12 protein-coding genes are annotated in these 14987 nt (G+C 62.2%); 2 read left to right on the top strand and 10 right to left on the bottom strand.

Translation table 11 applies throughout. The annotated features are described in order from the left end of the window. Window positions 1-40: 40 nt before the first annotated feature. From BN1724_RS06110 to BN1724_RS12895, 10 genes are all read right to left on the bottom strand, one after another. A complete protein-coding gene (locus BN1724_RS06110; RefSeq protein WP_231928171.1) occupies window positions 41-466 on the bottom strand; it encodes a cell division protein CrgA in 426 nt (141 codons plus the stop codon). Between the two features lie 189 nt (window positions 467-655). After that, window positions 656-1324, bottom strand: a complete 669-nt coding sequence (locus tag BN1724_RS06105; protein WP_058235813.1) for an anthranilate synthase component II — start codon at window positions 1322-1324, stop codon at window positions 656-658. Window positions 1325-1347: 23 nt separating this feature from the next. Continuing rightward, window positions 1348-3396, bottom strand: coding sequence for a Stk1 family PASTA domain-containing Ser/Thr kinase (gene pknB, locus BN1724_RS06100; RefSeq protein WP_058234643.1), 2049 nt, complete (start codon window positions 3394-3396; stop codon window positions 1348-1350). Further along, window positions 3389-5032 (bottom strand): serine/threonine-protein kinase, encoded by a 1644-nt coding sequence (locus BN1724_RS06095; protein WP_084252812.1) that lies wholly within the window; start codon window positions 5030-5032, stop codon window positions 3389-3391. The genes pknB and BN1724_RS06095 overlap by 8 nt, the downstream gene beginning before the upstream one ends. Beyond that, the gene (locus BN1724_RS06090; RefSeq protein ID WP_058234642.1) at window positions 5029-6474 is read right to left on the bottom strand and encodes a peptidoglycan D,D-transpeptidase FtsI family protein; all 1446 of its coding nucleotides are present in this window, start codon (window positions 6472-6474) and stop codon (window positions 5029-5031) included. Before BN1724_RS06090 ends, BN1724_RS06095 begins: the two co-directional genes overlap by 4 nt. Beyond that, entirely contained in the window at window positions 6471-7889 is a 1419-nt protein-coding gene (locus BN1724_RS06085; protein ID WP_058234641.1) for an FtsW/RodA/SpoVE family cell cycle protein, read from the bottom strand. Before BN1724_RS06085 ends, BN1724_RS06090 begins: the two co-directional genes overlap by 4 nt. Before the next feature lie 7 nt (window positions 7890-7896). Then, window positions 7897-9231, bottom strand: coding sequence for a Stp1/IreP family PP2C-type Ser/Thr phosphatase (locus BN1724_RS06080; RefSeq protein WP_058234640.1), 1335 nt, complete (start codon window positions 9229-9231; stop codon window positions 7897-7899). Further along, a complete protein-coding gene (locus tag BN1724_RS06075; protein ID WP_058234639.1) occupies window positions 9228-9746 on the bottom strand; it encodes an FHA domain-containing protein FhaB/FipA in 519 nt (172 codons plus the stop codon). Before BN1724_RS06075 ends, BN1724_RS06080 begins: the two co-directional genes overlap by 4 nt. A 12-nt stretch (window positions 9747-9758) precedes the next feature. Next, a complete protein-coding gene (locus tag BN1724_RS06070; protein WP_058234638.1) occupies window positions 9759-10478 on the bottom strand; it encodes an FhaA domain-containing protein in 720 nt (239 codons plus the stop codon). A 34-nt stretch (window positions 10479-10512) separates the two neighbouring features. Beyond that, complete coding sequence (locus tag BN1724_RS12895) at window positions 10513-10659, bottom strand: hypothetical protein (RefSeq protein ID WP_157085787.1); 147 nt, start codon at window positions 10657-10659, stop codon at window positions 10513-10515. Window positions 10660-10773: 114 nt separating this feature from the next. Here BN1724_RS12895 and BN1724_RS06065 point away from each other — a divergent pair, with 114 nt between their 5' ends. Both BN1724_RS06065 and BN1724_RS06060 read left to right on the top strand, forming a co-directional pair. Then, on the top strand, window positions 10774-11607 hold the full coding sequence (locus BN1724_RS06065; protein WP_231928170.1) for a serine hydrolase domain-containing protein: 834 nt from the start codon (window positions 10774-10776) through the stop codon (window positions 11605-11607). Between the two features lie 243 nt (window positions 11608-11850). Continuing rightward, window positions 11851-14985, top strand: a complete 3135-nt coding sequence (locus BN1724_RS06060) for an alpha-mannosidase (RefSeq protein ID WP_058234636.1) — start codon at window positions 11851-11853, stop codon at window positions 14983-14985. Window positions 14986-14987: the final 2 nt, after the last annotated feature.

The raw sequence follows: 14987 nt of genomic DNA, 5'->3' as shown, positions 1-14987 counted from the left end.
CCATAGTCATCACTAACGCGTGGTCAACGCCAAAACTTTGTTAACGCCAGCGCATTGTCATCGCGAAGCCGAGAATCAGGATTCCGAACCCGACAATCAGATTCCAGTCGCCGATAGGAAGGGGATATGCCCCCGTGGACAGGTAGTAAACCACCAGATAGAGCAAACCCACGATGAACAGGGTCACCATGGTCGGAACCCACCATCGCGGATTAGGGCGCGGGGCTGCAACGCGCCTCCGCGATGCCCCAGGGGCGGGCCGATCCGCACTCGGCGCAGTAGCGGCGCGATCCTTAGCAGCGGCGGGAGTCTGGCGGGCAGGAGCCTTGCCACGGGTTGAGACAGCGCGGTCGCGGGGAACCTTACGGGGCTTTACGGGCATCGACGGATCATCCTCGACGTTGTCTGTCTCCGCCTGGGCGCGGACCTTATCGCGGGCCATCCGGTGCCTCTTTCCGTCAGTCATCGGTCAGGTACTCATACGTTATCGATCAATATAGGTATCGATCGGCGTTGTTACTGCTACACCCGGAACACCTAGGTTCCTAGCCATCACCGTTCTGAGGACCAGACGCGGTGGAGAACAGGCGGTGGTGAGCAGCAGGACTAGCGTAAAGGACGCGCCGCTCAAGCGCACGGTGAGGAGACAGCGCCCCTAACCCACCAGAGGCGCCAAACCCGCGGAACGCTCCGCTGGATCGTGCCCGTCGGCAAACCCTAGGAATGTTGCCAGCATCCGGTGACCGGACTGAGTGAGCACCGACTCCGGATGGAACTGTACCCCGTGCAGCGGCAGCGTGCGGTGGGAAAGACCCATGATCACGCCATCCTCGGTGCGAGCCGTCACCATCAGTTCCTGGGGCACCGTATCGGGAACAACCGTCAACGAGTGATAGCGGGTTGCCGTCAGCGGGGACGGTAACCCCTCGAAGACCCCACGGCCCTCGTGATGAATCTGGCTGGTCTGGCCGTGCATTAAACGCGGCGCATGGGTGACGGTCGCTCCGAAAAACTGGCCGAGTGCCTGGTGCCCAAGGCACACCCCGAGCATGGGGAGTTGGATGTCGGCACATGCGCGAATAGTCTCCAGGGTTAGACCCGCCTCGCGAGGATGCCCCGGGCCCGGGGAGACGAGCACCGCGTCATATCCCGTGAGGTCCACACCGCGCGACGAGGTGGGCACCTCATCATTGCGCACAACCTGGCAGCGGGCACCCATCTGGCGCAGGTAGCCGACAATCGTCCAGACAAAGCTGTCGTAATTATCGACGACCAGCACCCGGGGGCCTGCCGTGGTCTCGTCCGAAAATGACCTCTTAGCCATGATCACCAGTCATCGTAATGGCCCTAGTCCTGACCATTGCGGCGTCCAGCCGAGGGAGAACTCGGGGTCGCAGTCGGGGTGGCACTGGGGCTGCCCCAGGCTCCCTTCGAGATCACCACGGTCACAGTGCTGTTCGGTTTCACCTTCGTTCCACCCGCAGGGTTGGTCGAAATCACCTGACCCGACGGCACCGAGGCTGAATACTGTTCCTGGCGCTGGATCCCGAACCCGAGCTGCTGCAGACTCAAAATCGCATCGTCGGCGTTCTTCCCAACGTAGTTGAGCATGGTGACTTCGCTCGGTTCGACAACCACCGTGATCTGAACAGTGGACCCAATCTTCACGGTGGTGCCGTTAGATGCATCGGGGTTTTGCGCCACTACCTGACCGGGGGTTTCATCGCTGCTCTGGCTCTGAACAACCTGCACTTTTAATCCGGCGTTCTTCAAGGTGGCTTCGGCACTGGCCTGGGTCTGCCCGACCACGTTCGGTACCGGGATCCGCCCGGACGCGATCAGGATGTTGACCTGGGAGCCCTGCTGAACCTGGGTGCCTGCGGCTGGCTCAGACCGGATAACTTCACCCGCCTTCGTCCCGGGGGAGTCTTCTTCCTTCACCGTGCCGATCTTCAACCCGGCTTGGGCCAGCATCTGCTGAGCCTGGTCACTGGTCTTTCCGGAGAGATCCGGAACCTTCACCGCATCCGGACCCGAGGAAATACTGACCTTGACGGTGGAACCGGCATCGGCTTTCTGGCCGGCGGGCGGGTCAGTTGAAATCACCTTGCCCTGCTCAACATCGGTGGAGGGAATCTCCTGGAACTGGGCTTTGAGGTCAGCCTTATTCAGCGCGGTGCGGGCATCGGCTTGGGTCATCCCCACCACATTGGGAACCGCCACCGACTGTGAGCCACCGCCGATAAACAGGAAACCGACCAGTGCCAAAATAGCCACGATCACAACGGCTAGCAGGATCCACGGCCACGCCTTGCGTTTCTTCCGGTCTGCATCGGCGCGATGACCCGATGGGGACGGCGCCGCAGCCGGACGGGTGGCAGGCTGAGGTTTATGAGGACTGGATAGAGCCTGCGTGGGTGCGCTGCCGTTGGGAAGCACCGTGGTCGCGGCCGTAGCGCCAGCCACGCGTCCGAGCACCTGGGTGGCGTCATCTGGACCCGCTCCTGCCGCTTCAGCGGCGCCAAGAGCCGCAGCTGTGGGGCGGCCAGCGATGACATTAGCGATGTCACGGGCAAACTCGGCCGCCGACTGATAGCGGTCATCGCGCGACTTGGCGAGCCCCTTGAGCACCACCTGGTCCATCGCCGGGGGCACCTTCGGGTTGAAGTGGCTCGGAGGCAGAACAGGTTCGCGTACGTGCTGGTACGCAATGGAAACGGGGGAGTCACCGGTAAACGGGGGACGTCCTGTCAGCAGCTCGTACAGAACACAGGCGGCGGAGTAGATATCGGAGCGGGAATCGACGGTCTCCCCGAGGGCCTGCTCAGGAGAGAGGTATTGGGCGGTGCCCATGACGGTCTGGGTGGCGGTCATACCGCTGGTGGCGTCCGCCGCGCGTGCGATGCCAAAGTCCATGACTTTGACTTCACCGGCGGGTGTCATCATCACATTGCCCGGTTTAATATCGCGGTGCACGATCCCTGAACGGTGTGAGTATTCCAGCGCCGAGAGCACACCCCCCATAACTTCGGCTGCTTTATCCACGCTCAGCGGATCGTCGGGATTCACCAGTTCCCGCAGGGTGTGCCCTTGCACATATTCCATCACGATGTAGGGGATCGAGACGTCCCGCCCCGTGTGGTCTGTGCGGTGGTCCTCTCCCGTGTCGTATACGCCGACGATGGTGGGATGATTCAGTCCCGCTGCGCTCTGGGCCTCTCGGCGGAACCTCTCCTGGAAGTTCTCGTCTCGCGCCAGGTCAGAGCGCAAAATCTTAATCGCAACCGTGCGGTGCAGGCGCGTGTCTTTGCCGAGGAAGACGTCGGCCATGCCGCCCGTGCCGAGCATCTTTCCGAGCTCGTAGCGTCCTCCCAGGACTATGGGGGTATCACTCACTGTGCTGTTCCGTCCTCATGCCGTGCGGCGTCGTGACTAATCGATCCATACTAATGGCGCGCAACCTGTGAGCTGCACGGTGTCCGGGCATAACCTGGTCATCGTCGCTGCGGGTCGTAGCCGCCACGGGGGCGGGCGCGCTGAATATTGCGGAGGTGCTGGCGTACACCGAAGTGCCCGTCACTGCACCCGGTACCGGTGCTCCTAAAGAGATGGTACGAGTGGCCGTCAGGATGCCCACCACAGCGGCGGCCACGAGAAGAACCACTAAAACGATTCCCGGGAAGGTCCATCGCCCGAGGCGACGGCCGGTGGAGGTGCCCTGGGGCCTTGGCGAGGATGCTTCGCAAAGGTCGCTGGTGCCCGTTTGCGGTGGCAGCGAGGAGTGCTGGGGGTTTCCAGTCGCCCCTGGTCCTGCCGGGGACGAGGCGCGACCAGTATCCTGCGCCTGGGCAGAAGCATGCCCGCTTCTGGCGAGCGTTCCACGCTGTGCGCCCTGGTTTGGTGCCGTACTCGCTGTGGGTGCTGGGTGGGCCGGATTGGATGCCGGGTGGGTGCTCGAAAGCGCCCGACGATCCTTAGCGGAGGTCGAGGTAGAGAATCCGCGCACCGGTACCGGACGGCGGACGCTCCGATGGCGCATGTTCCGCGGCTTGTCGGCGGTGGGCAATGGCATGGCGGCGGTGCGGGTTCCGGTCGGCGAGGTAGCAGGGACAGGCCGGGCAGCGGTGCGGGCCGGCGATTGCGCAGGTCGTGACGCGTCACGCGGTGAGGAGACGGGCAAAGAACCCGTGGTAAAGCGCGGGGTTTCGCCGCGGCGGATAGACTCCAACACTCTGGCAACGGAGGCTGCGGACCGGGGACGGTTGGCCGGAGCTTTTGCCAGACACATCTCAACCAGGGTGCGCAGATCCGGGTCAACCTTGTCGGGAAGCGGCGGAACTTTCTGTTTCACCTGCGCCATCGCGATCTCGACCTGGCTAGACCCAGTGAACGGTCGATGGCCGGAGAGGATCTCAAAAGCCACGATCCCAAGAGCGTAAATATCGGACAGGGAGGTGGCCTGCTTACCCATTGCCTGCTCGGGTGACAGATATTGGGCGGTGCCCATCACCAAGCCAGATTTCGTCAGGCGGGCTTGTTCTGCGCTGCGGGCGATCCCGAAATCAGTGATCTTTACGGCCCAGTTATTCTCGTCATCAACCAGAATGTTTTCGGGCTTGACGTCGCGGTGCACGACCCCCGCTGCATGTGCGGCTTCTAAAGCTCGGGCAAGCTGAATGAGAACATCCAGGACTCGCCGTTCCGGCAGGCCATCGGGGTTTTCTTCAATGATGTCGGCTAGGGGACGGCCCGGAACGAGCTCCATCACAATGTAGGCGCGGCCGTCGGCTTCGCCGTAGTCATACAGCGCCGCGATGGCATCGTGTGCTAACGCTGCGGTGTGGCGTGCCTCAGCACGGAACCGTTCGAGAAACCCGGGATCTCCCGCGTATTCTTCGCGCAAGATTTTAATGGCGCAGGGGCGTTCGAGGTCTTGGTCGACACCTTCCCACACCTGCCCCATGCCACCGGTGGCAATCAGCCGGACCAGACGATAGCGATCTTCGAGGATCAGGCCTTCGCGCGTTCTCATTTCTTCAGCACCGCCTTCATCACGTCGCGGGCCACAGGAGCCGCTGCATCGCCGCCATATCCGCCTTCTTCCACAACCACGGCGACCGCAACTTTACGGTCACCGCTCTTGGCGTACCCGGTGAACCAAGCGTGCGGGGTTCGGCCTGCTCCCCACTCGGCGGTGCCGGTTTTACCGCCGACCTCAGCGCCCTTGATCTGAGCCGCGGTGCCGGTGCCATCTTTCACGGTGGCGACCATCATGTCGCGCATTTGAGCGGCATTGGCCGCAGAGAGGGGCTGCGAGAGTTCCTTGGGCGCAAGTGCATCAATTTCGCGCAGGTCACTGGTCCGTATTGCGGATACGAGCTGCGGTTTCATCACCACGCCGTCGTTTGCGACAGCGGCTGAGATCATCGCCACCTGCAGGGGAGTGACGCGGTCTTCGTATTGGCCGATGGAACTCATCGCGAGTTGTGACTGGTTGAGTCCGGTTCCGATGGACGACGGCGTGACCCCGAGCGGAATCTTCAGCGCTTGTCCGAATCCGAAGCTCTTCGCTTCGTTGGTAAGTGCCTGATCGCCAAGGGATAGCCCGAGCTGAGCGAACGAGGTATTGCAGGACTGGCGGATGGCATCGAGCAGGCTTGAGTTGCCGTCGGGACCGCACGGTGAGGCGTCACCCCGGGGATGGTTTGTCAGCGTGGTTTTCGTCCCGGGCAGCACCATGCTGCCGGGTCCGGGAATCTGACTGTCCTTGGTGTAGTGGCCAGTTTTGAGGGCGGCGGATGCTACGACCAGTTTGAACACAGAACCGGGCGGATATAGGTCGCCGGCAATGGCGCGGTTTACCAGCAGTTTGTTGGGGTCGGCGTTGAGCTTTTTCCACGCCTCCCGGACGGCTTTGACGTCGTGGCTCGCCAACTGGTTTGGATCGTAGGACGGCTTTGACACCATGGCGAGCACAGCGCCGTTTGAGGGGTCCAGTGCGACCACGGCGCCACGATGATCACCTAGCGCGTTCCACGCGGCTTTCTGCGCGGCGGGGTCGATGCTCAGCTCAACGGTTGCGCCCTGTCCCTGCTTACCCGAGAGAACGTCGGAAATGCGCTGGTAGAACAGGGCATCTGCATCACCGGACAGGGTGTCGTTCAGGGTGCGTTCCAGGCCGGAGAACCCGTACACCACCGAGTAGTAGCCGGTGACGGGAGCGTAGAGAGGCCCATCCGTGTAGGTACGTTGATATCCGTAGACATCATCCACCTTGACCGATGAAGCAATGGATTGCCCCGCGACCACGATCGGTCCGCGATGCTTTCCATACTCGTTGTACAGGGCCCGGACATTGCGTCCATCCTGGTTGAGCGTGTTCTGGTTCACCACCTGGAAATAGGTGCTGGAACCAAACAGCAGCAAAAACATGACAGTGACGACCACTGACACTCGGCGCAGGGTCTTGTTCATGCTGCCTTCACCCCAGCCGGTGGTGGGGTCAGGCTTTGGGCGGCGAGAGCTGCTTGCACTGCGGGGTCGTCCGGAGAGACGGGTTTAGGGTCGGGCCTGCGCGAGGAATCGGACATGCGCAGCAGCAGACCGATAATCATCCAGTTGGCGATTAGTGAAGATCCACCCGCTGCCATAAACGGCAACGTGAGGCCGGTCAGCGGGATCACGCGGGTGATTCCACCGATCACTACGAAGATCTGAAGTGCGGTCACAAACGCCAGACCGCCCGCTAAGAGTTTGCCGAACCCGTCCGAGATGCCAACTCCGGTGCGGAATGCCCGTTCGATCAACACCAGGTACAGAATCAAAATCGCGAAGATTCCAACCAGCCCCAATTCCTCGGCGGCGGTGGAGAAAATGAAGTCCGACCAGGAGAACGGAACCAGATTCGGACGTCCCTGCCCCAGTCCAGCCCCGGTGATGCCGCCGTTAGCCATACCGAATAAGCCCTGTGCGACCTGGTAGCAGCGGTCGTAATTTTCCCGCGCTAACGGATCAATCCAGCAGGTCATACGGGTCTGCACATGTGAGATGTGGGTGGCTGCGAACACTGCCGGTGGCACGAACATCACGAAGCCGATGATGATCCATGACAGCCGGTCGGTGGCGATATAGAGCGCCGCAACGAACAACCCGAAAAACAGCAGGGAGGTTCCGAGGTCGGTTTCAAACACTAAAACGGCTAGACCGAAGACCCAGGCAACCAGGATCGGGCCGAAGTCTCGCCACCGCGGGAAGTGAATCCCGAGGAGCTTGGGGCCTGCCAGTGCCAAGGTATCCCGGCGAGAGACGAGGTAACCGGCAAAGAAGATAGCGAAGCAGATTTTGGCGATCTCACCGGGCTGGAAACTGAAGCCAGCGATCTTGATCCAAATCCGGGACCCATTTTCCTCGTGGCCGATCAGCGGAAGCAACGGCATCAACAACAGGGCGATTCCGGCCAGCGCTGAGATCCAGGTGTACCGGCGAAGCAATCGGTGGTCGCGTAAAAACAGCATCACGACGCAGCACAGGATGATCCCGAGGGCAGTCCACATGAGCTGGCGGTCAGCGTAGCCGAAGGTTTTGTGTTCAAAGACTTGCCGGGCGCCGTCGACGCTGGCAATTAAGGCCACACCGAGTCCGTTAATCAGGACCGCGACCGGGGCGATCACGGGATCGGCATACGGTGCTTTCCAACAAACGATGACATGCAGCAGCACTCCGAAGGCCAGGAACACTCCGGCGTAGATCCAGATGTCGTCTGGAACCTGCTGGAATCGGCCGATGCCGACCAGAATGTGGGCGCCCACGGCGATGGCAACGGCACACAGCATCAGGAATGCATGTGTGGCGCGCCGGGTGCGCGGGGCATACGAGAGGACTGTCGCCATGGTGTGGTCACTCCCCGCTCGACCCGGGGGCAGGTCCCGGATTGTGCGGTGAAGGCTGGGCGGGGGAGGGGCTGGGATCTGCGGTGGGATCTACGGAGGCGTCAGGGGTCGGCGTGGGAATGCCGTGCGAGGTCACTTCCGTTTTCAGACTGGCAATAATGCGTTCGGCGTCGCCACGGTCCTGGGCGGTGATGGTGGAGCGGACGCGTTCTTGGTAGACGGGTGGTAAATCGGCCACTTTCACCGGCGTGACCACCTCGGGCTCAAACAAACTGATCGGGCCAATGTCCTGGTTAATGCCCCGATACACCACGACATTGGCGCCGTCGGTGCCCACGAAATATTGTTTTTGGCTCCACTGGTAGCCGAGCCACCCGAGCCCGACGGTAACCGCGGCTAAAAGCGCAATAATCACCAACAGTGGCCACAGGGTGCGGCGGGGCGGCTCATCTTCTTGGAAGTCTTCGTCCTCGAAAGGGACCTCGGGGTTGGGGCGGGTCAGTGCCGCAGCGCGGGCCGCAGGTCCGGTGGCGGCCGTGGGACGGTTGCGGTCGCGGGCGGCTGACCCCACGACCTGGGCTGTGGTCGATGGTGTGGGATACCCGGAGGGCATGTCATCCAGGTCTATGACGTCGGCGACGATGACGGTCACGTTATCCGGGCCGCCACCCTTTAACGCAAGCTGTACTAAGGCCTCAGCGCAATCACCGGGCTGGTCGTAACTGGTCAGCGTGTGAGCGATGGTGTCGGCGGAGACAATGCCCGATAGGCCGTCCGAGCACAGCAGCCAGCGGTCGCCCGGATGGGCCGGGCGCAGGGAGAGGTCGAGGTCCGGTTCAGAGTCGACGTCGCCGAGCACTCGCATGAGCACGGAACGCTGGGGGTGGCGTTCGGCTTCCTCTTCGGTCAGACGCCCTTCATCCATGAGGCGCTGCACAAAAGTGTGATCTTTGGTGACCTGGGTCATCTGGCCCTCACGCAGCAGATATGCCCGTGAATCGCCAATGTGTGCGAGCGCGAACTTACCCTCGCTGCGCAGCAGCGCGGTCACCGTGGTTCCCAGCCCAGCCAGCTGAGGTTCTTCCCGCGAACGCTGCAAAATAGCGTCGTTGGCCTGGAGAATCGTTTCCTCCAAACCCGCCACGATGTCGGTGGCGGGCGTTTCCGAATCGAGGTGGGCAAGGTAGCCGATCGCGACGGAGCTGGCGACGTCTCCGCCGGCGTGTCCGCCCATGCCATCCGCGATGACGAGCAGGTGACTACCTGCGTATCCGGAGTCCTGGTTATTTGACCGGACGAGCCCGACATCGGACCGTGCCGCATAGTCCAGGGCGATGGTCATCGAGGTCCTCGTCTCAATTCGATCTCTGTTCGGCCAATGCGCAAGGTTGCCCCCGGTTTAAATAGGGTTGCTGAATCGATACGGCGACCTGCTAAGAGGGTGCCGTTGGTGGAACCGAGGTCCTCAACAAACCATTCGCCGTCTTTGGCGAACACGCGCGCGTGACGATTAGATGCGTAATCGTCGTCGAGAACCAGGGTGCATTCTGGGGCGCGGCCAATGAGGACGGGCATGGATTGCAAGTGCAGTGATGTGCCACGCAATGGGCCAGCGGTGACCACGAGGTTGCGGGCGGTCACGGAGGGGTCGGTGCGAGAGGCGGGGGTGTCATCTGTTCGGCTGGTCTCACTGCGGGACTCTGCGCGACGGCTATTTTTGCGATTCGCCGCGCGACCTCGGGCAACCACCGCGGTTCCGAAAAGGTCGCTGCGCAAAACCACCAGCACGAGGAACAAAAAGAGCCACAGTGCGACGACGAAACCGATACGCAGCAGAATAATTGTGAGTTCACTCATGAGTGAAAGGCCTCACCACTCGTCTGCCGTCGGGGTGGGAAGGGTGAGGGTCAAGGTGGTGCGGCCGATGCGGATGCGCTGACCGTCGTGCGCACTTACGGGGGTGCGGATGCGTTCACCGTCGAGGAACGTGCCATTGGTGGACCCGAGATCGGTGACTACGAGTCCGGTGCGCTCGCGCCGCAGTTCGACGTGGTGTCGGGAGACTCCGCTGTCGTCGAGAATAATGTCGGAGTCGCCGCCTCTTCCGATAACGGTGACGGGGCCGCTGAGCAGGTATTGCTGTCCGTCGATATCGATAATCGGATCGGTGCTGGGGGCGGGTGCAGCGGAAGCGGCGGATGAGGTTGCGGGGGTACCAGTGTTCTTGTCGGTGCGTGACTCGGTTTCAAACCGGCCTGCGCGCACTTCGTCATCGCGTTCGATGTGCACGGCGACCGCGCCGACCAGGGTGTACCGCTGGCGCTCTACGTGTTCGACCACGAGGCGGGTCAGCTCTTCGATTAGGGTGTCGATCCAGCTAGCGAATCGGTCGTAGTCTTCGGAGTTCAGGTAGACCGTGAAGACGTTCGGAGCTAGGGTGCGATCCCGGTCCAGGACCTGGATCTGATCGTCGCATTCACGGCGCAGTCCTTGGGCGAGGTCGAGCGGCTTAATCTGTCCGCGCCCGCGTGAGAATACGCTGGTGACACCGCGGTCGAGCCCGCGTTCCAGCCGGTCCAAAAATCCCACGATCGTTTCCTCAGCTCTCGTTACCCGCCGGTTCCTATCCGAAGGTTGTGGCAATCTCCTCGCTGGTCATCGTATCCGAGAAGGTCGAGCGCTTCATGGTGTCGAGGTCGAGGTCATGTAATAAACCTGTGAAAAACGCCGGGTAACTCCACGTGAATACCAGCTTGGGTGACTCGTTCACCTGTGCGGAGGCGCGGGCGGGGACGGACGACAGAGTGGGGTGAACAGTTGGTCGGGGGTAGTGGATTGGCTGGTGGGCGGACGGTGGGAGCGGTGATTGTGGGATGCTGGAGCGGTGAGTTCGATCCCGGTTTTTGACGAGTTTCCGTTCTCCTGCGCCCTGGGTGTGACCGATGCCCGCGGCACCGGGTGCACACTGGGTGATCCGCGCAGGCCGTATCCGCTGGCGAGTGTCAGCAAGCCGATCACGGCGATGTCCGCGTGGATTGCGGTGGAGCGGGAACTGCTTGATCTTGACGCTGCCGCTGGGCCTCCGGGGGCCACCGTGCGGCATCTGCTCAGCCATGCCGCGGGTCTTGCGTTTAGTTCCGACGACGTCTTGAGCGCACCAGGTCGGAGGCGGACGTATTCAAACCGCGGGTTTGAGATTTTGGGTGATCAGATTGGGGCGGACACCGGGTATGACCCTCTGGATTGGATTGAACGCACGGTGGTAGAGCCTCTGGGGATGGCCGATGCGGTGATTGAGGGGTCTCCTGCGGCAGGGTTTTGCGCCAGTGTGTTGGATTTGCTCGCGTTGGGACGGGAACTGCTGTGCCCGACGCTGGTCTCACCGCAGCTGCACCGTCTGGCCACCCATGTGGTGTTCGAGGGGTTGCCAGGGGTGTTGCCCGGTTATGGCCGCCAGGAACATAACGATTGGGGTCTGGGGGTGGAGATCCGGGCACAGAAGTCTCCGCACTGGACGGGATCGGGGAATAGCCCGGGCACGTTCGGTCATTTTGGTCAGTCGGGGTCCTTCCTGTGGGTGGATCCTGAGGCTGGGGTGGCGTGTGCTTTCCTCGGCGAGCAACCGTTCGGGGAGATACACCAGCACCTGTGGTCTCGGCTGTCTGACGAGGTGCTGGGTCGCTTCGCCGATGCCGACAGAAAAGTCCCGGCTCGCTGAGTGGAGTGGAGGCGCCAATCCGGGTTAGGGTAGATAAACCGGTGAAGCTGCTTTCCACCGGCAAAAATAGCGGGCGGTTTCCGTAACCAAAAGTTTGACCAAGCGCTCACGACTCAGGTGCGGAACCAGACGCGAAAACAGCAGCCATTCACCACTCGCAGGAACCCCCAACAACCATTCCACCACCGTCGAAACGCCCATCCACGACGCACCACAACGACGTCGTCCCGTAGGAGACGCCCCATGCATGAAAACCGCAAAATCACTGAAGAACGCATTCAACGCTTCATCCGGGACCACGTCGAACGCAAGACGTACCGCGAATTTGCCGACGTCAGCCTCGCCGTCTACCAGGTGCCGGGAGAACCGATCCCGCCCCGTGAAGCTATCGCCGCTACCTACGAACCCATTGCCGTAGGCGCACGCTGGGGCCGCCCATGGGGCACCATGTGGTTGCACGTCACCGGCACCGTTCCAGAACACTGGGCATCCACGGACGACACCGACTGCGAACTGCTAGTCAACCTCGCCTTCACTAACATGCCCGGATTCCAGGCCGAAGCCCTGGTGTTTCGCCCCGACGGCACCACCGTGAAAGCGATCAACCCGTACAACCACTACCTGCCGGTGCGCCCGGGCGAAAAGCTCGACTACTACCTCGAATGCGCCGCCAACCCATCCGTCGCCGGAAACTGGGACTTCGCCCCCACCCCCCTCGGCGATCCCGACACCATCCCCGACGAAGAGATCTACGAGATCACCGAGCTGCGTCTAGCGCACCGCGATAAGCGCATCTGGGAACTACACCAAGACATGCTGGCCCTGAAGACACTGATGGATGCCCTCCCCGAGCATTCCTCACGCCGCCACGAAATCTTGCGTGCCCTCGAAGATGCCTGCGATATCGCCGACCCCGACGACATGTCCGGCACCGTCCAGGCGGCCCGCGATGCTCTGCGCCCCGCGCTCAGCCGTCCCGCCGCATCCTCCGCGCTGACCGTCGTCGCCACAGGCCACGCCCACATCGATTCCGCCTGGCTCTGGCCGGTACGTGAAACCATCCGCAAATGCGCCCGTACATTCTCCAATGTGTGCGCCCTCATGGATGCCGACCCTGAGTTCACCTTCTCCTGCTCGTCCGCCCAGCAGTACGCCTGGATTAAACAGCACTATCCGGCGCTGTTCGAGCGGATCAAGGAAAAAGTAGCGGCCGGACAGTTCATCCCCGTCGGCGGCATGTGGGTGGAATCCGACACCAACATGCCAGGGTCCGAGGCAATGGCTCGGCAGTTCATCGCCGGTAAACGCTTCTTCCTGGAAAACTTCGGCGTAGAGACCACTGAAACCTGGCTACCGGATTCCTTCGGCTACTCGGGTGCTCTTCCCCAGATCACAGCGCTCGCCGGGCATGAGTTCTTCCTGACCCAGAAGGTCAGCTGGAACCAGTACAACACCTTCCCCCACCACACCTTCCGGTGGGAAGGTATCGACGGCACCGAAATGTTCACGCACTTCCCGCCCGCCGATACCTACAACGGCATGCTGTCCGGCACCGAACTCGCGTTCTTTGAAAAGAACTTCAAAGACAAAGGCCGCTCAAGCATCGGCATCGACCTGTTCGGCTGGGGCGACGGTGGCGGAGGCCCCACCCGCGAACAGATTGCAGCCGGACGCCGCGCCCAGGACCTCGACGGCAGCCCCAAGGTCGAATTCGGCACCCCCAAAGAGTTCTTCACCCGCGCCCGCGACGAATACAAAGAGATTCAAACCTGGAACGGTGAGCTTTACCTCGAACTGCATCGCGGCACCTACTCGGCGCAGCTGTCCACCAAACAGGGCAACCGGCGCAGCGAGCATCTGCTGCACGAAGCCGAGTTTTTGTCGTCCCTGGCGAGCCTCAGCGCCCCCGAGGCATTCGAGTACCCGTATGACGAGCTCGAAGCTATGTGGCACGACGTTTTGCTCATGCAGTTCCACGACATCCTGCCGGGCTCATCGATTGCCTGGGTACACAAGGACGCCGAGCACAACTACGAATCGGTGCGCACCCGCAGCGAACGGATCATCGAGACGGCACTTGCCGCGCTGAGCTCAGCCGGGGTTGGCCTTCCCGGCAGCATTGTGAACACTGCCCCCGTCGCCCGCGGCGACATTGCGCCGTACGCCGTTGGCGCGGCGTCGGCAGCTACCGATCCGACGGCAAACCTGCGCGTCACCGAAAGCGGCGAGGGTGAACGGCGCACCTGGACCCTCAGCAATGGCTTAGTCACCGCGGTCATCGACGCAGCCGGAAATATCTCGTCCCTGGTGGATGCGGATACCGGACGCGAGGCCATCGCACCGGGAGCGGCAGGAGCCCTGCTCCAACTGCACCGCGACACCCCGAACGCCTGGGACGCCTGGGACATCGACGAGTTCTACCGTCGCGTGGTGCGTGACCTCACCACTCCGGTGTCGATCGAAGCCACGCAGGACGAGGATGCGGTGCGAGTTGCTGTCACCTACCGCACGGCGACCGCCGAGGGCGAAGCAACCCGTGGTGTCACCGGTGGCGAATCCACCATCGTGCAGACCTACGTGCTGCGTCGTGGAGCCAGCAGCCTGGATATCCGGCACGACATCGACTGGAAGGAAAAGAAGAAAGCTCTGAAGCTCGCCTTCCCGCTCGATCTGCGTGCCGCCGATATGACCAGTGAAATCCAGTTCGGACACATTAAACGCCCGGTGCCGGTGAACACCTCGTGGGACTACGCACGGTTTGAGACCTGTGCACACCGCTGGGTGCACCTGGGCGAACCCGACTACGGGGTGGCCATCGCCAACGACTCCACCTACGGTCACGACGTTCTGCGCCACACTCGGCCCGAGGACGGCGGCTCAACCACGATTCCGCGCCTGACCCTGGTGCGCTCGCCTGAATATCCCGATCCGCGTGCCGACAACAAGCGCTACACCCTGACGGTGTCGATCCGTCCGGGTGCGGAAATCCGCGACGCCGTATCCGAGGGTTACCAGGTGAACCTTCCGGTGCGGGTTCTGCCCGAGCCCGCTGATGGCACTCAACAGCAGGTCCCGGCGGCACCGGCTCATCCGCTGGTTTCCGTCAGCCATCCCGCCGTCATCGTGGAGACGATCAAGCTCGCCGAGGACCGCTCCGGCGATCTGGTGCTGCGCCTGTACGAGTCCGAGGGCTCGAGGGCACAGGCATTGGTGTCGGTGGCCGATAGCCTGACGGACCCGAAGGTTGTGGATCTACTCGAACGGGACTTCCCCGAGACAGCCCCTGCGCATCGGACCCGACTCGAGGAGACGGAGAACGGGATCGCACTCTCGTTCCGTCCGTTCGAGATCAAGACCCTGCGCCTTCGCCGTCGTTGACG

This window comes from Devriesea agamarum (genome assembly GCF_900070355.1).
Lineage (GTDB): Bacteria > Actinomycetota > Actinomycetes > Actinomycetales > Dermabacteraceae > Devriesea > Devriesea agamarum.
The sequence above is the reverse complement of the archived record's forward strand: the minus strand, read 5'-3'. Positions and strand labels throughout refer to the sequence as shown.